We start from the raw sequence: 16,207 nt of genomic DNA on the forward strand, positions 1-16,207 counted from the left end.
CCCATCATGTGCCCATGGACGGGCCATCATCCGCGGCGGCGAGCGTGAAGCGCATGAGCTTCCTCAGGACGAACCCCCGCGCCACCGCCCGGCTGCGTGTGGCCACCCTCGTGGCCGTGCCCGTACTCGCCCTCTGCGCCGCGTGCGGCGGCGGTGACGACAGCGCCGACGGGGCGAAGAAGAACGCGACGATCGCCGACGTACCGGACGCGCCGACCGCGGGCGCCACGAAGGGCGGGAGCGGGCCGAGCACCGGGCCCGCGGGCAAGAGCGCCTTCTACGACGCACAGACGAAGTTCGTCCAGTGCATGCGTGCCAAGGGCGGCTACGAGGAGTACCCCGACCCCAAGCTCAGCGGCTACCTCGACTGGACGAAGGTCAACGAGCTCGGCTCCCAGCCCGGCCGCAATGACGGCATCAAGGCCGGAAAGAACAACGTGTGCGTGCCCGAACTGCAGGCCGTCATGGCGGTCGAGCCCAAGCGCGACCAGCAGAAGTCCTACGAGTCGATGCTCGCGCACGCCAAGTGCATGCGGGACAACGGCGTCTCCAGGTTCACCAACCCGACCATGAGCGGCGGCAACGCGATCCCCGGCGGCGACCCGAACCCGGGGTCCCCGTCCATCGATTCGGATTCACCGTCGTACAAGCAGGCCCGCGAGGCGTGCAAGTCGAAGCTGCTCGACGGTCTGGACGGCATGCAGTGAAGCACCGCGGCATTCCTCTCGCGCTCGGCGCGGTGACCGTCGCCGCCGCCGTCACCGGGGGCGTCCTGTTCCTCGGCGACGGCGGCGACGCGGGCGCCTCGGGGAAGGGCGGCGACCTGCCGCCGGCCACCGCGACCGTCGTACGCACCGACCTCGTGCAGTCCAAGACGGTCGACGGCAGGCTCGACTTCGCGCAGCGCCGCCCCGTCAAGTCCGCCGTCGAGGGCACGGTCACGGTCGCCGCTTCCGAAGGCAGGACGGTGGCCATGGGGCAGGCGCTGTACGAGCTGAACGACAAGCCCGTCACCCTCCTGTATGGGCCGGTCCCGATGTTCCGCGAGATGAAGGTGGGCGACCGCGGCAGTGACGTACTCCAACTGGAGCGCAATCTGCGCGACTTGGGGTACGGGTCGAAGCTGCTCGTCGACATCTGGTACGACAAGGACACCGAGGCCGCCGTCAAGCAGTGGCAGAAGTCCCTGAACCGCGAGGCCACCGGCAGGGTCGGCAGGGGCGATGTCGTCTTCCAGCCCGGCCGGGTCAAGGTGGTCGCCGCCGACGCGGCGCTCGCCGACCAGGTCGGACCGGACACCCCGGTCCTGACGATCGCCTCCACCAAGCCCGTCGTACGGGCGGAACTGGACCAGACCGACGGCGCGCTCGTCTCCGGGAAAACCAAGGTCGAGGTCACCCTGCCGAGCGGGAGGACCGTGTCCGGCAAGGTCGCCGGGACGGTGCGACCCGAGGAGCCCGCGTCCGGGGGCGGAGCGGGCGCGCAGGACGGCATCACCGTCGAGGTCGTCCTGGACGGCGGGGCCGGCGCCGCGTCCGGCGAGGACGCCAAGGCGTCGGCGAGCGTGAAGTTCGTCAGCGAGGCGCACAGGGGTGTCCTCGCGGTCCCCGTCGAGGCGGTCGTCGCCCTGCGCGGCGAGAACGGCGGCTACGGCCTCCAGGTCGTGACGGGCACCACCTCGAGGACGGTGCGGGTGGAGACGGGCATGACCGCCGACGGACAGATCGAGGTCAGCGGCCCGGACCTGCGCGAGGGCATGAAGGTCGGAGCGGCGAAGTCATGACGGTCTCATCGGACGACGCGGTGATCGAACTGCGGGACGCCACCAAGTCGTACCCCGGCGGCGTCCACGCCCTGCGCGGAGTGAACCTCACCGTCGAAGCGGGCGAACTGCTCGCCGTCGTCGGCCCGTCCGGCTCCGGCAAGTCCACCATGCTCAATGTCATGGGCACCCTCGACAAGCCCACCACGGGCACCGTCGAGGTCGCCGGGTACGACGTGTCCCGGCTCTCCGACTCCCGGCTCTCCGCGCTGCGCGCCCGCCACATCGGCTTCGTGTTCCAGCACTTCCACCTGGCGGCGGGGCGCGACGCGGTGGACAACGTCGCCGACGGGCTGCTGTACGCGGGCGTTCCGCTGAGGGAACGGCGTGCGCGTGCGCGGGAAGCGCTCGCCGGGGTCCGGCTGGAACACCGCTGCTCGCACACGCCGAACGAGCTGTCCGGCGGCGAGAAACAGCGCGTGGCCATCGCCCGCGCCCTGGTGGGGGAGCCCCGGCTGCTGCTGGCGGACGAACCGACCGGGGCACTGGACACCGCGTCCGGGAAGATCGTCATGGAGCTGCTGCACGAGCTGAACGCGTCCGGCACCACCATCTGCGTGATCACCCACGACAACGAGATCGCGGACTCGCTGCCGCGCCGGGTCCGGTTCAAGGACGGCGAGATCGTCTCGGACTCGCGCTCCGGCGCGCGCCCCGCCCCCCGCACGGAAGGGGCCGGCCCATGAGGAACGACCTCAGACCCGCCCGTCTCTCCCCCCGCGACATCCTCCGCGTCGGCGCGGTCGGCCTGCGTGCCCGCCGCGCGCGCGTGGTGCTCTCGGCGCTCGGCATCGCCATCGGCATCGCGACCATGGTCGCGGTCGTCGGCCTGTCCGAGTCGAGCCGCGCGGGCCTGATGGCCCAGCTCGACCGTCTCGGCACCAACCTCCTCACCGCCGAGGCGAGCGAGGACCCCATGGGAAAGCCGGTCAAGCTCCCCAGGAACGCGGTCGCGATGGTGGAGCGCGTCGGCCCGGTGCAGCACGCCACGGCCACCGCCGACGTCGACGCCCGGATCCGCCGCAGCGACGTGGTCCCCCAGGAGCGCACCGCCGGCGTCACCGCCCAGGCGGCCCGCATCGACCTGCTGTCCACGCTCGGCGGCGAGGTCGACACGGGCGCCTGGCTGGACCCGGCCGACGAACGCCTCCCCGTGACGGTCCTCGGCGCGGTGGCGGCGCAGCGCCTCGGCATCACCCGCACCGGCGAGACGATCATGATGAACGACACCCGTGTGGTCGTCGTCGGCATCCTCAAGCCGCTCGAACTGGTCCCCACCCTGGACCGGGTGGCCATGGTCGGATTCCCGGCCGCCGAGAGCTACTTCGGCTTCGACGGCCACCCCACCACCGTCTTCGAGCGCTCCACGGACGCCTCGGTGGAGGACGTACGGGCGATCCTGGCCCGCACCATCAGTCCCGGCAACGAGGCGAGCGTCAGGGTCTCCCGCCCCTCGGACGCGCTGGCCGCCAAGGCCGCCACCGACAAGGGCCTGACGACCCTGATGCTCGGCCTGGGCGCGGTGGCCCTCCTGGTGGGCGGGGTGGGCGTCGCCAACACCATGGTCATCTCCGTCCTGGAACGCCGCCAGGAGATCGGCCTGCGCCGCTCGCTGGGCGCGACCCGGGGCGCGATCCGGCTCCAGTTCCTCACCGAGTCGCTGCTGCTGTCGGCCCTGGGCGGCGCGACGGGCGCGCTGATGGGCGCGGCAGCGACGTTCGGTTTCGCGCGGGTCCAGGGCTGGACGGCGGTGGTCCCGCCCTGGTCCCTGGCGGGCGGCCTGGCAGCCACCCTCCTGATCGGCGTGATCGCCGGCCTCTATCCGGCGATCCGCGCCTCCCGTCTCCACCCGACGGTGGCGCTGAACGCGACGTGAGGCGGGGGCGTACGGGGCGGCGCCCCGTGCGCCCCACGTGCGCGACGCCGGATGCGCGACCGCTGGTCCGGGGTGGGCGTGCCACACGCGCCCCAGCCGCACATGCGAGGACATCGCACCTGGTCGCAGGGCGTATGACGGTGGTAGCCGCAATCGATTCCCTGTGCCACGGTGAGGTCATGGAGGGCAATCGGCACACGCGTACACGCGACCACCACCATCACGAGCCCGGCCGCACCGGCACCGAGCACCGGCACGGGGCGGGAGGCGCGCTGCCGACGCGGCTGCGGCACCGGCTCGCCCATGTGTTCACGCCGCACGGTCATGAGGCCGGTGACAAGGTCGACGCGGTGATGGAGACCTCCCGCGAGGGGATGCGCACCCTGTGGATCTCCCTGGCGGTCCTGGGGGCGACCACCGTGGTCCAGGCCGCGATCGTCGCCCTGTCCGGCTCGGTGGCGCTGCTCGGCGACACGATCCACAATGCCGCCGACGCGCTGACCGCCGTCCCGCTGGGCATCGCCTTCGTGCTCGGGCGGCGGGCGGCGAACCGCCGTTACACCTACGGTTACGGCCGCGCCGAGGACCTGGCCGGCGTTCTCATCGTGGTGACCGTCGCGGCGTCCGCGGCCCTGGCCGCCTGGGTGGCCGTCGACCGGCTGCTCGACCCCCGTGACATGACCCATCTGTGGGCGGTCTCCGCGGCTGCCCTGACCGGGTTCGTCGGCAATGAGTGGGTCGCCCGCTACCGCATCCGGACCGGCCGGAGGATCGGCTCCGCCGCGCTGGTCGCCGACGGCCTGCACGCCCGTACCGACGGCTTCACCTCGCTCGCCGTCCTCCTGGGGGCCGGCGGCGCCGCACTCGGATGGCGGGCGGCGGACCCGGTCGTCGGTCTGCTGATCACTCTCGCCATCCTGCTGGTGCTCAAGGACGCCGCCCGCGAGGTCTACCGGCGTCTGATGGACTCGGTCGACCCCGCCTCGGTCGAAGCCGCGGAGCGCGCGCTGCGCGGTGTGGAGGGGGTTCTGGACATCGGACAGGTGCGGATGCGGTGGATCGGCCATGTCCTGCGCGCCGAGGCCGACATCGTGGTCGATCCGCGGCTGACGGTCGTCCAGGCGCATGAGCTGGCCGTCGACGCCGAGCACGCCCTGATCCACGCGATTGAGCGGCTGACCGCCGCGACCGTCCATACCGACCACGCCCCCATCGGCAGCAGGGACCCGCACGCGGCCCTCGTCCACCATGCCGAGCGGCCGGGGCCACCGCCGGTGACGGCTGGGACGATCGGCCGATGAGGCCTTTGGTCGTGGTCGCCCCCGGCCCCCGGCCCCCGGCCGGGGGCCGGGGGTGACCACGGCCGGGCCCCGGAGCCGCTCAGGCCGTGACGGGCCTGGTGCGGGAGCAGTTCGTGAAGTCCTTCCACGGCCGTGTGCCGTCCGGCCCCGGTGCGCTCGCGTAGGCCGGGTTGCCGGTCAGGGTCTGCTGCCGGTGCTCGTGGGTGATGTCGATCCCGAAGAGCTTGAAGCCGAGACTGAACCGGCCCGCGGAGAGACCGAATCCGATACCCAGTGAGGCGTTCCACCAGTCGGTGTCGACCTTGTAGTCCAGCCGCTGCAGCTGCCCCTTGTCGTGCAGCAGCCGCCGTATCGCGGACGCGTCCTGCGTCAGCGGCTCGGCCATGGAGGAGGGCGACGGCATCGCCTCGTCGGCCGGGTTGCTGCCGCGTCCGCGCAGCCAGTCCTCGGCCGTGGTGCTGTCCTTCTCGTCGGAGAGGTCCAGTTCGGCGACCTCGGTGTGCAGATCCGACTCCGTTTCGCCGCCGCCTCCGCCGATGTCGATGGTCACCGGGCCCGCGTTGGCGCCTCCGCCGACGGACACCCCCTCGTTGCCGCCGCTCTCCTGGCTCGTGGTGATCTTCATCTTCTGCGGGTGGTGCGCCTCGCCCGCCTTCTCCTCGCGGTCGTACGCCTCGGCGTCGTAGGTGACGGCGACCTGCTGCATCCGCGATCCGCTCGCCTGGCCGCCGGGACCGACCGAGCCGTTGAGCGAGAAGGTGTAGACGAAGGTGATCCTGCCGGTGTCCGGGCCGGTCTTGTGGCGCATGACGACCACATCGTTGCTGAGCGCGCCCGACACGCCCTCGGCGGAGACGTTGCCCACGCTCCTGGTCTCCGGCACGTCCTTGATGATGCTGTTGGACTGGGCGTTCTTGATGAGCTTGTCGAGGGCCTCGCCCTTGACGCCCGGGTTGTTCCTCGTCACCTCGTGGGCGATGGTCTGCCGCAGGGCGGCGACCTCCTTGTCGTTCTTCGCGTACTTGCCGCCGAAGCCGACGCTGCCCGAGGCCTCGGTGGTGGTCTTGGTGATGTCGATGTCCGGAGCGCGCTCCGGATCCACGTCGGGCTTGTCCTTGTCGGCCCAGTAGCTGCAGATCATGCCCAGTTCGGAGGCGCGGGGGCCGGTCTTGTCACGGCATTTCTCCGCCTTCTTGAGGTACTCGGAGAACTGCTTCGCCTCGTCGAGGTTGGCCGCGAGGTCGGCGTTCGGGTCATCCGTCCTGTGGGCGTTGAACATCCACTGCCCGCCGCTGCCGCTGCCGCGTATGTAGCTTCCGCTGAGCGAAGCGCCACCGCCCCACTTCTTCAGGCCGGGAATGCTCGCACCGATCGAGCCGGAGACGCCGCCACCGGTGGTGCTCATCCGCTCCAGGGTGACCGAGCCGTCGGACCACTGCGAGAGCTTGACCTGCTCGGAATGGCTGATCTTGATGAACAGGATCTGGACGACGACGGTGTCCTTGGTGTCGTCCACGGCCAGCAGGCACCGGGCGGGCTGGAACGGATCCTTCTCGTCCGATTCGTCCGGAGCGGGTGACGCCGACGGAGCCGGAGCGGTGATCGGTTCCCCGGGTTCGGGCTCCGGCGCCCCCGGATCCTGCGGACCGGGCGTCTCCTGTCCGTCGACGGCAACGTTGTCAGAGTCGCAGGAACCACCGCCGCCGGCGACCTGCACCAGCCGGCACAGGGCTGTCGCGAAGCCGTCGTTCAGCCCGGTCGAGACGGTCGTGGTCGCGATGGCGCCGACCAGCAGCGTCACCAGGGTGATGAGACCGAGGTATTCGACGCCGGTCTGCCCCCGGTCCGTCCTTCTTCGATGCCCGCTCTTCGTCCGCATGCCTGTGAGCCCCCCTGCGCGACCCGCTCGACCGACCCCCGTCTGCCGGGGGCAGCGTAGAAGCGGAAGAAGCGGTCCGGAGAGGGCCACAGGACCCAGTTCGGGACCCATGGGCCGGCTGGGCCCGGAACCTCGGGCAGGTCCCGGGCCCGGACGACGAGGTGACGCGGTGTCAGATCCCGGCTGCCGCCGCCAGGTCCCGCTTGATCCCGGCGAGCAGCTGAGCACCCTTCGCACGGGCCGCGGGCAGCTCTGCCGCCGAACCGACCGGCACCACGACCTCCAGATAGCACTTGAGCTTCGGCTCGGTACCACTCGGGCGGACGATCACCCGGGCGCCCTGGAGCCGGTAGCGCAGCCCGTCGGTGGGCGGCAGCTGCTCGGTGCCCAGGGACAGATCCTCGGCCGAGGTGACGGCGAGTCCGGCGAGCGCGGCCGGGGGCTGTTCGCGCAGCCGCCGCATGGCGTCCGCGATGACCGACAGGTCCTCCACCCGGACCGACAACTGGTCGGTGGCGTGCAGCCCGTGGGCGACCGCGAGGTCGTCGAGGAGATCGAGGAGCGTACGTCCCCGCTCCTTGAGCACGGAGGCGAGCTCGGCGACGAGCAGCGCGGCCGTGATGCCGTCCTTGTCGCGCACGCCGTCCGGGTCGACGCAGTAGCCGAGCGCCTCCTCGTACCCGTACCGCAGACCGTCCACGCGGGCGATCCACTTGAAGCCGGTGAGCGTCTCCTCGTACCCGAGGCCCGCCTTCCGGGCGATCCGGCCGAGCAGCGAGGAGGACACGATCGACTCGGCGAGGACACCGGTCGCGCCGCGGTCCACCAGATGGGCGGCGAGCAGCGCTCCGACCTCGTCGCCGCGGAGCATCCGCCAGCCACCGTCGGCGTCCGGGTCCGGGACGGCGACGGCGCAGCGGTCGGCGTCCGGGTCGTTGGCGATGACGATGTCGGGGTCCGTACGGCGCGCGGTGGCGAAGGCGAGGTCCATCGCGCCGGGCTCCTCCGGGTTGGGGAAGGCGACGGTGGGGAACGCGGGGTCGGGCTCGGCCTGCTCGGCGACGAGCACCGGGGCGGGGAATCCGGCGCGGTCGAAGGCGGCCGTCAGCACGGACGTACCGACTCCGTGCATCGCCGTGTACACGACGCGGGCGGTACGCGGCGATCCGGCGGCGAGCACGGTGTCCGTACGGGCCAGGTAGGCGTCCAGGACCTCTTCGCCGAGGACCTCCCAGCCGTCGTCGGGACGGGGCACGCCGTCGAGCGGGCCGACCGCGGCGATGGCGGCGGCGATCCGGCCGTCCGCCGGGGGGACGATCTGCGAGCCGTCGCCGAGATAGACCTTGTAGCCGTTGTCGCGGGGCGGATTGTGGCTGGCGGTCACCTCGACGCCCGCGACGGCGCCCAGGTGCCGTACGGCGTACGCCAGCACGGGCGTGGGCAGCGGACGGGGGAGCACCGCCGCGCGCAGGCCCGCGCCGGTCATCACGGCCGCGGTGTCGCGGGCGAAGTCGGCCGACTTGTAGCGGGCGTCGTATCCGATGACGACCAGTCCGCCGGTCTCCCCCTCGTCCTTGAGATAGGAGGCGAGCCCGGCCGCGGCACGGATGACGACCGCGCGGTTCATCCGCATCGGCCCGGCGCCCAGCTCGCCGCGGAGTCCGGCCGTGCCGAACTGCAGCGTGCCGGCGAACCGTGCGGCGAGCTCGTCGAGGTCCTCGGCGGCGATGAGCTTGGCGAGCTCGTCGCGGGTCTCGGGATCGGGGTCCTCCGCCAGCCATGTCCTGGCCTGCGCGATGAGGTCCTGCTGCACGGTGTCCGCCTTTCTGCGGGATGGGACGGGGCTCGTCACGGTCGAGCCCTTCCGTCGTTCGAGGAGCGGGCGTCCGGGGCGGCGCCCCCGGTCACGGGACGGGGCGGGCGGGGACGGGTCCGCCGCGGGCGCACCGCACCCGCATCGCACCCCGTCCCCGGCGCCGCCGGATCCGCTCAGATCCGTTCGAGCACCCGTGCCAGCAACGCCCCCATCCGCGTGGCCGAGTCGCGCCCGGCCTGCAGCACCTCTTCATGGTTGAGCGGCTCGCCGCTCAGTCCCGCCGCCAGGTTGGTGACCAGGGAGATGCCCAGCACCTCGGCCCCCGCCTCCCGTGCGGCGATCGCCTCCAGCACGGTGGACATGCCGACCAGGTCGCCGCCCATGACGCGGACCATGTTGATCTCGGCCGGGGTCTCGTAGTGCGGGCCGGGGAACTGCACGTAGACACCCTCTTCGAGGGTCTCGTCGACCTCCTTGCACAGCGCGCGCAGCCGCGGCGAGTACAGATCGGTCAGGTCGACGAAGTTGGCACCGATGATGGGGGACGCCGCGGTCAGGTTGATGTGGTCGCTGATCAGGACCGGCTGGCCGGGGCGCATGCCCTCGCGCAGACCGCCGCAGCCGTTCGTCAGGACGACGGTCTTGCAGCCCGCGGCGACGGCGGTACGCACCCCGTGGGCGACGGCGGCGACGCCGCGGCCCTCGTAGAAGTGCGTCCGGCCGAGGAAGACCAGGGCACGCTTCTCGCCGATCCGGTACGAGCGGATCGTGCCGCCGTGCCCCTGCACGGCGGGCGCCGGGAAGCCGGGCAGGTCGGTCACCGGGAACTCGGCCTCCGGGGTGCCGAGCGCATCGCCCGCTGGTGCCCAGCCGGAACCCATCACGAGCGCGACGTCGTGGGTCTCGGCGCCGGTCAGCTCGCGCAGGCGGGCGGCGGCGTCGGCGGCGGCGGCGTACGGGTCGCCCTGGATGTTGTCCGGAATAACTGATGCGTTCACGCGGATGAGGGTAACCGGTGATTCCCTACGCGCGTAGATGTTCTTGCGCAGAGACTGCATCCGCTTCCTCGTACATTCACACAAAAGCGCTGGTCCGCCGGGTCGGCGGCGTCAGCAGGGTCGCTTGCGCAGTTCCATCACATAGTCGTGCGGCGCGCCCGCGGACTCCGCGGCATCCGCGATCTCGCCCAGATAGCGGGCGGACGGCAGCCCGCCCTCGTACCCGTTCAGCACATACATCCAGGCCGGCTCCTCGCCGTCCAGGGTGTGCACGCGCACCCGCATCCGCCGGTAGATGTCCAGACCGACGCCCTCCCACCGGTCCATGGAGTCCTCGTCCATCGGCGCGATGTCGTACAGCGCCACGAAGACCTGGGAACGGGGGGCCTCCACGACCGTGGCGAGCGCGCCTTCCCAGCCCATCTGCTCCCCGCCGAAGGTCAGCCGCCAGCCGTTGAGCCAGCCGGTGCCGCGCAGCGGGGAATGCGGTGCGCGGCGCGTCATCAGCCGCGCGTCGAGGTTGCCGGCGTACGCGGCGTAGAGCGACATGGGTTCGAGGGTACGGGAGGTGGTGGGGAGAACGTCGATTCCTGTGAGGAAGACCCCGTACGGGGTTCCGTTTCCTGTTCCGGACCCCCGTCGCGCATGTCCTGGTGCACGTATGGAGGGCCCCGGGGCGAAGCACCTTGGCGCGTGCGGGACAATGAAGTACGTACTGCATTCCCCGGGGCGACCCCCCGGACCCCCGGCCGGGGCAGCGGACGGCCGCGGGATGACACATGCGAGGCGGACTTTTCGTGACCCGGATCGTGATCATCGGCGGCGGACCCGGCGGGTACGAGGCGGCGTTGGTGGGCGCCCAGCTCGGCGCGGAGGTGACCGTCGTCGACTGCGACGGCCTCGGCGGCGCGTCCGTGCTCACCGACTGCGTGCCCTCGAAGACCCTGATCGCGACGGCCGAGGTGATGACGACGTTCGACTCTTCGTACGAGGAGTTGGGCATCATCGTCGCGGACGACACCCCGCACGTCGAGCAGGCGGCCCGCGTCGTCGGCGTCGACCTCGGCAAGGTCAACCGACGGGTGAAGCGCCTGGCGCTCGCCCAGTCCCACGACATCACCGCCTCCGTCACCCGTGCGGGGGCGCGCGTGATGCGGGGCCGGGGCCGCCTCGACGGCCTCCAGGCCGCCGACGGCTCCCGCCAGGTCGTCGTGACCGCCGCCGACGGCACGGAGGAGACCCTCACCGCCGACGCCGTGCTGATCGCGACCGGTGGCCACCCCCGGGAGATTCCGGATGCGCTTCCCGACGGTGAGCGCATCCTGAACTGGACCCAGGTATACGACCTCGACGAGCTCCCCGAGGAGCTCATCGTGGTCGGCTCCGGTGTGACGGGTGCCGAGTTCGCGGGCGCCTACCAGGCGCTCGGCTCGCGCGTCACCCTCGTCTCGTCCCGCGACCGGGTGCTGCCGGGCGAGGACCCGGACGCGGCCGCCGTGCTGGAGGACGTCTTCCGTCGCCGCGGCATGAACGTCATGGCCCGCTCCCGTGCCCAGGCGGCCAAGCGGGTCGGCGACCGGGTCGAGGTCACCCTCGCCGACGGCCGGGTCATCTCCGGTTCGCACTGCCTGATGGCGGTCGGCGCGATCCCGAACAGCGCGGGCATGGGCCTGGAGGAGGCCGGGGTCCGGCTCAAGGAGTCCGGCCACATCTGGACCGACAAGGTCTCCCGCACCAGCGCCCCCGGCGTCTACGCGGCCGGTGACGTCACCGGGATCTTCGCCCTCGCCTCGGTCGCGGCCATGCAGGGCCGGATAGCGATGTACCACTTCCTGGGTGACGCGGTGGCACCGCTGAATCTGAAGACGGTCTCCTCGAACGTCTTCACCGACCCCGAGATCGCCACCGTCGGCTACACCCAGGCCGATGTCGACGCGGGCCGGATAGACGCCCGGGTGGTCAAGCTGCCGCTGCTGCGCAACCCGCGCGCCAAGATGCAGGGCATACGCGACGGCTTCGTCAAGATCTTCTGCCGGCCGGGCACCGGGATCGTGGTCGGCGGCTGTGTCGTCGCACCGCGGGCGAGCGAGCTGATTCACCCGATCTCGATCGCGGTCGACAACAATTTGACGGTCGAACAGATCGCGAACGCCTTCACCGTGTACCCGTCCCTGTCGGGATCGATCGCGGAAGTGGCCCGCCAGTTGCACACCCGCAAGCTCGCGGGCGAGGCCTGAGAGGCTTCGGAGCCCGGCAACCCCCGGCAATCCCCGGCAACCCTCGTGCAACTCCTGGCGCGTCGGGTGTCCGGGTGACCGCCGGGTGATCAGTGCGGAACAACAAGGGGGTCGCCCTTACCACTTGGCGGCCCCTTCTACGCACAACTTCTCTTATTCGGCGCAAACTGCTGAAAACACTCGGGCGGTCACGTTACTGTCAGTTTCGTGTTCGCTGCAGAACGTCGTCAATTGATCCTCGAAATGGTGCGTGCCAACGGGGCGGTATCGCTCCGTGAGCTCGCCCGCGTCGTCCAGACCTCCGAAGTGACCGTACGGCGGGACGTGCGGGCACTGGAGGCAGAAGGACTCCTCGACCGCCGGCACGGCGGTGCGGTTTTGCCGGGCGGTTTTACGCGGGAGTCCGGCTTTCCGCAGAAATCCCATCTCGCGACCGCGGAGAAGACGGCCATCGCCGACCTGGCCGCCGGTCTCGTCGAAGAGGGCGAGGCCATCGTCGTCGGTGCCGGTACGACCACGCAGGAGCTGGCCCGCCGGCTCGCGCGGATCCCCGGTCTGACCGTCGTCACCAACTCCCTGCTGGTCGCCCAGGCGTTGGCCCATGCCAACCGGGTGGAAGTGGTGATGACCGGCGGAACGCTGCGCGGTTCCAACTACGCCCTGGTGGGCAGTGGTGCCGAGCAGTCCCTCCAGGGGCTGCGGGTCTCGCGCGCGTTCCTCTCCGGGAGCGGGCTCACGGCGGAGCGCGGCCTCTCCACGTCCAACATGCTCTCGGCGAGCGTGGACCGGGCCCTGGTGCAGGCGGCGGCGGAGGTGGTGGTCCTGGCGGACCACACCAAACTCGGCTCCGACACCATGTTCCAGACGGTGCCGACGGATCTGATCACCCGCCTGGTGACCGACGAGCCGCCCGGCCACGACGACCGTGCCGCCACCGAACTGCAGGCCCTGGCGGATCAAGGGGTGCAGATCGCGGTGGCCGGCGCGGGCAGCGGCCCCGCACCGGCCGAGGCCGTTCCCCCGGGCCGCCAGGCCCGCCGCGACATGCCGCTGCCCGGTCAGCGCCGTACGCGCGCAGGCGGCCCCGGCGGGCCCGGACCGCAGCCATTGCGCAGCGCGGCCGGCCTGGCGGAGCAGAGCCAGGGGGACCGGGCGAGAGTGGCGGATCTGCGACGCCGGTAGCGGGCGGTGCGGGTGCGGTTCGCCCGCGGCGGGCGCGTTCCGCGCCGCGCCCGGCGGAATCAAGCCGTTCCGGTGAGGTGATCGACGACCGGGGGAGCCGGAGCGGGCGGGGAGCCGGGGGAGGCGCCACCGGTCACGGCGGAGACGGGCGGAGGGACGGACCCGGCACCGCGGCCCCGCGACCCCGTGGCCATCCGTCCCGCCTGCTCAATTCGCCTCCGCGTTCGGCCCCTTCAGCCCCTGCAAGGTCAGCATCAGCAGTCGGCTCGCCAACTCCGGGTCGTCCGGCGACTGTTCGGCGGCCAGCGCGATCGCGTTCGTCAGCTGCATCAGGTCGTCTATGGATACATCCGCCCGTACGGCCCCGCTCGCCTGAGCCCGCTCCAGCAGCACCGCCCCCGCCTCGCGCAGCGGCACATTGCACTGCGACAGCGCAGAAGTCTCGTCCCGTGACGTCGACATGAGCGCCTGGGCGAGCCCGCGGTACTCGCCCGCGTGGGTGATGATCGCGCCCAGCCACTCCACCAGGCCCCGGCACGGCTGCCGGGCCCCCGCGAGCTCCCGGGAACGGTTGATCAGGGAGGTCAGCGCCTCCTGGAAGACGGCGTTCATCAGCGCGTGCCGGTTCGGGAAGTGCCGGTACAGCGTGCCGATCCCCACGCCCGCGCGTCGCGCGATGTCCTCCAGGGACGCATCGGTGCCGTGTTCCGCGAAGGCGATGCGGGCCTCGCCCAGCAGCCGGTCGTAATTGCGGCGCGCGTCGGCGCGCATGGGCCGGGCCGATGTCTGTGCCGTGCTCATCGCCATTGCGCAGTCCTCCCTTTTTCCGCCCCGGGGTCCAGGATGCCATTGAGCGTCCTTGCGGCCTCCCCCACGACAGGGAGTGGATCGGGGAGCGGCGTCATGCGGCTTCGATTGCAAGGCGGAGGAAGGAATCGGATGGGGCCTCCCCTGCTCGAACGCAGCTGAGAGCTTGGGGAAGGAGCGTCGTCGACTGACGACAACGCCGCAAGCGGAGCCGCAGGGCTTCGGGAGCCCGCTCCCTGTCGTGGGGGAGGCCGCAAGGGAGTTTCCGCACGCCCGGGGCCGGCTTTCCGGCACTGCCCCCGACCCCGATCCCACTGCTCGCCGCGAGGGCGCGCGCTGCGCCGTCTGCCGAGTCCACCGCCGAGTCCTCCGCCGAGTTCTCCGCCGTGTTCTTTGCGGAGGAGTGATACGACGTCGGTGCCGAACGGCCGGGGCCCCTGCGGAGTACGACTCCGCAGGGGCCCCGGTGCGACGACGGGCCGACCTCGTCGCTCAGTCCTTGATCTCGCAGATCACGGCGCCGGACGAGATCGAGCTGCCGACCTCGGCGACGAGTCCCTTGATGGTGCCGGCGCGGTGTGCGTTGAGCGGCTGCTCCATCTTCATGGCCTCCAGGACGACGACCAGATCGCCCTCCTGGACCACCTGGCCCTCCTCGACGGCCACCTTGACGATGGTGCCCTGCATCGGGGACGCCAGCGTGTCGCCGGAGGCCGCGGAACCGGACTTCTTCGCCGCCCGGCGCTTGGGCTTGGCGCCCGCCGCGAGTCCGGTACGGGCCAGGCTCATCCCCAGCGACGAGGGCAGCGAGACCTCAAGACGCTTGCCGCCGACCTCGACGACGACGGTCTCGCGGCCGGCCTCCTCCTCCGCCTCCACATCGGTGGCGGCGGTGAAGGGCTTGATGTCGTTGACGAACTCGGTCTCGATCCACCGGGTGTGGACCCGGAACGGGTCACTGGTGAACGCCGGGTCGGCCACGACGGCGCGGTGGAACGGAATGGCGGTGGCCATGCCCTCGACATTGAACTCGGCCAGCGCACGCGCAGCCCGCTGCAGCGCCTGCTCACGGGTCGCGCCGGTCACGACGAGCTTCGCCAGGAGCGAGTCCCAGGCGGGCCCGATGACGGAACCGGACTCCACGCCCGCGTCGAGGCGGACACCGGGGCCGGTCGGCGGGGAGAAGACGGTGACGGTGCCCGGGGCGGGCAGGAAGCCGCGGCCCGGGTCCTCGCCGTTGATCCGGAACTCGAAGGAGTGCCCGCGCACGGCCGGGTCGTCGTAGCCGAGCTCCTCGCCGTCGGCGATGCGGAACATCTCGCGGACGAGGTCGAGGCCGGTGACCTCCTCGGTGACCGGGTGCTCGACCTGGAGCCGGGTGTTGACCTCCAGGAACGAGATGGTGCCGTCCGTGCCGACGAGGAACTCCACGGTGCCCGCACCGACGTATCCGGCCTCCTTGAGGATGGCCTTCGACGCCGCGTACAGCTCCGCGTTCTGTGCCTTCGAGAGGAACGGCGCGGGGGCCTCCTCGACCAGCTTCTGGTGGCGGCGCTGGAGCGAGCAGTCACGGGTGGAGACGACCACGACGTTGCCGTGGGTGTCGGCCAGGCACTGCGTCTCGACGTGGCGCGGCTTGTCGAGGTAGCGCTCCACGAAGCACTCGCCACGGCCGAACGCCGCCACGGCCTCACGGACCGCGGAGTCGTACAGCTCCGGGATCTCCTCCAGCGTGCGCGCCACCTTCAGACCGCGACCGCCACCACCGAAGGCGGCCTTGATCGCGATCGGCAGCCCGTGCTCCTTCGCGAAGGCCACGACCTCGGCGGAGCCCGAGACCGGGTCGGGGGTGCCGGCCACCAGCGGGGCACCGGCACGCTGGGCGATGTGCCGGGCGGCGACCTTGTCGCCGAGGTCCCGGATCGCCTGCGGCGGCGGGCCGATCCAGGTCAGCCCCGCGTCCAGCACGGCCTGGGCGAACTCGGCGTTCTCCGACAGGAAGCCGTAGCCCGGGTGGATCGCGTCCGCCCCGGAGTCCTTGGCAGCCTGGAGCACCTTGGCGATGTCCAGATAGCTGGCGGCCGGGGTGTCACCGCCCAGGGCGAATGCCTCGTCGGCCGCGCGTACATGCAGAGCGTCGCGGTCCGGGTCGGCGTAGACGGCCACGCTCCCGATCCCGGCATCCCGGCATGCCCGAGCAACACGGACAGCAATTTCGCCACGGTTGGCGATGAGCACCTTGCGCACGATGGCTCCCTCCTTGAAACAAGCTGAGTTTAGGGACTACCG

At 71.6% G+C, this 16,207-nt stretch carries 13 protein-coding genes; 7 read left to right on the forward strand and 6 right to left on the reverse strand.

Features of this window, described 5'->3' with window-relative positions; translation table 11 throughout:
- The first annotated feature begins 14 nt into the window (after positions 1-14).
- The 5 genes from ACIQCZ_RS03635 (at position 15) to ACIQCZ_RS03655 (ending at position 4,999) form a co-directional block, all read left to right on the forward strand.
- Complete coding sequence (locus ACIQCZ_RS03635) at positions 15-707, forward strand: hypothetical protein (RefSeq protein ID WP_402279293.1); 693 nt, start codon at positions 15-17, stop codon at positions 705-707.
- A complete protein-coding gene (locus tag ACIQCZ_RS03640; protein ID WP_402279295.1) occupies positions 704-1,783 on the forward strand; it encodes a peptidoglycan-binding protein in 1,080 nt (359 codons plus the stop codon). Before ACIQCZ_RS03635 ends, ACIQCZ_RS03640 begins: the two co-directional genes overlap by 4 nt.
- Positions 1,780-2,508, forward strand: coding sequence for an ABC transporter ATP-binding protein (locus tag ACIQCZ_RS03645; protein WP_402279298.1), 729 nt, complete (start codon positions 1,780-1,782; stop codon positions 2,506-2,508). The genes ACIQCZ_RS03640 and ACIQCZ_RS03645 overlap by 4 nt, the downstream gene beginning before the upstream one ends.
- Positions 2,505-3,698: an ABC transporter permease gene (locus ACIQCZ_RS03650; protein WP_402279301.1), complete on the forward strand. Its 1,194-nt coding sequence runs from the start codon at positions 2,505-2,507 to the stop codon at positions 3,696-3,698. The genes ACIQCZ_RS03645 and ACIQCZ_RS03650 overlap by 4 nt, the downstream gene beginning before the upstream one ends.
- A gap of 179 nt (positions 3,699-3,877) precedes the next feature.
- A complete protein-coding gene (locus ACIQCZ_RS03655) occupies positions 3,878-4,999 on the forward strand; it encodes a cation diffusion facilitator family transporter (protein ID WP_402279304.1) in 1,122 nt (373 codons plus the stop codon).
- Positions 5,000-5,078: 79 nt separating this feature from the next.
- Here ACIQCZ_RS03655 and ACIQCZ_RS03660 read toward each other — a convergent pair whose 3' ends face one another.
- From ACIQCZ_RS03660 to ACIQCZ_RS03675, 4 genes are all read right to left on the reverse strand, one after another.
- Positions 5,079-6,878 (reverse strand): hypothetical protein, encoded by a 1,800-nt coding sequence (locus ACIQCZ_RS03660; protein ID WP_402279306.1) that lies wholly within the window; start codon positions 6,876-6,878, stop codon positions 5,079-5,081.
- A gap of 172 nt (positions 6,879-7,050) precedes the next feature.
- A complete protein-coding gene (locus tag ACIQCZ_RS03665) occupies positions 7,051-8,691 on the reverse strand; it encodes a phospho-sugar mutase (RefSeq protein ID WP_402279308.1) in 1,641 nt (546 codons plus the stop codon).
- A 176-nt stretch (positions 8,692-8,867) separates the two neighbouring features.
- Positions 8,868-9,692 (reverse strand): purine-nucleoside phosphorylase, encoded by an 825-nt coding sequence (locus ACIQCZ_RS03670; protein WP_266358490.1) that lies wholly within the window; start codon positions 9,690-9,692, stop codon positions 8,868-8,870.
- Between the two features lie 111 nt (positions 9,693-9,803).
- Complete coding sequence (locus ACIQCZ_RS03675) at positions 9,804-10,241, reverse strand: gamma-glutamylcyclotransferase (RefSeq protein WP_351082125.1); 438 nt, start codon at positions 10,239-10,241, stop codon at positions 9,804-9,806.
- Positions 10,242-10,489: 248 nt separating this feature from the next.
- On the opposite strand from ACIQCZ_RS03675, the gene ACIQCZ_RS03680 reads away from it, so the two are divergent.
- Both ACIQCZ_RS03680 and ACIQCZ_RS03685 read left to right on the forward strand, forming a co-directional pair.
- Positions 10,490-11,929: an NAD(P)H-quinone dehydrogenase gene (locus tag ACIQCZ_RS03680; RefSeq protein WP_402280208.1), complete on the forward strand. Its 1,440-nt coding sequence runs from the start codon at positions 10,490-10,492 to the stop codon at positions 11,927-11,929.
- Positions 11,930-12,136: 207 nt separating this feature from the next.
- A complete protein-coding gene (locus ACIQCZ_RS03685) occupies positions 12,137-13,111 on the forward strand; it encodes a DeoR/GlpR family DNA-binding transcription regulator (RefSeq protein WP_376283404.1) in 975 nt (324 codons plus the stop codon).
- Between the two features lie 207 nt (positions 13,112-13,318).
- Here ACIQCZ_RS03685 and ACIQCZ_RS03690 read toward each other — a convergent pair whose 3' ends face one another.
- Together ACIQCZ_RS03690 and ACIQCZ_RS03695 are read right to left on the reverse strand one after the other, a co-directional pair.
- Positions 13,319-13,918 (reverse strand): TetR/AcrR family transcriptional regulator, encoded by a 600-nt coding sequence (locus ACIQCZ_RS03690; RefSeq protein WP_402279312.1) that lies wholly within the window; start codon positions 13,916-13,918, stop codon positions 13,319-13,321.
- A 492-nt stretch (positions 13,919-14,410) separates the two neighbouring features.
- The gene (locus ACIQCZ_RS03695) at positions 14,411-16,165 is read right to left on the reverse strand and encodes an acetyl/propionyl/methylcrotonyl-CoA carboxylase subunit alpha (RefSeq protein ID WP_402279315.1); all 1,755 of its coding nucleotides are present in this window, start codon (positions 16,163-16,165) and stop codon (positions 14,411-14,413) included.
- Positions 16,166-16,207: the final 42 nt, after the last annotated feature.

The sequence above is a fragment of the Streptomyces sp. NPDC093149 genome, from assembly GCF_044754145.1.
In the GTDB taxonomy this organism is placed as follows: domain Bacteria; phylum Actinomycetota; class Actinomycetes; order Streptomycetales; family Streptomycetaceae; genus Streptomyces.

Coding starts and splice junctions, on each gene's coding strand:
- ACIQCZ_RS03645 (WP_402279298.1), top strand. CDS start 1,780: ATGACGGTCTCATCGGACGACGCGGTGATCGAACTGCGGGACGCCACC.
- ACIQCZ_RS03635 (WP_402279293.1), top strand. CDS start 15: ATGGACGGGCCATCATCCGCGGCGGCGAGCGTGAAGCGCATGAGCTTC.
- ACIQCZ_RS03675 (WP_351082125.1), bottom strand. CDS start 10,241: ATGTCGCTCTACGCCGCGTACGCCGGCAACCTCGACGCGCGGCTGATG.
- ACIQCZ_RS03690 (WP_402279312.1), bottom strand. CDS start 13,918: ATGGCGATGAGCACGGCACAGACATCGGCCCGGCCCATGCGCGCCGAC.
- ACIQCZ_RS03660 (WP_402279306.1), bottom strand. CDS start 6,878: ATGCGGACGAAGAGCGGGCATCGAAGAAGGACGGACCGGGGGCAGACC.
- ACIQCZ_RS03650 (WP_402279301.1), top strand. CDS start 2,505: ATGAGGAACGACCTCAGACCCGCCCGTCTCTCCCCCCGCGACATCCTC.
- ACIQCZ_RS03655 (WP_402279304.1), top strand. CDS start 3,878: ATGGAGGGCAATCGGCACACGCGTACACGCGACCACCACCATCACGAG.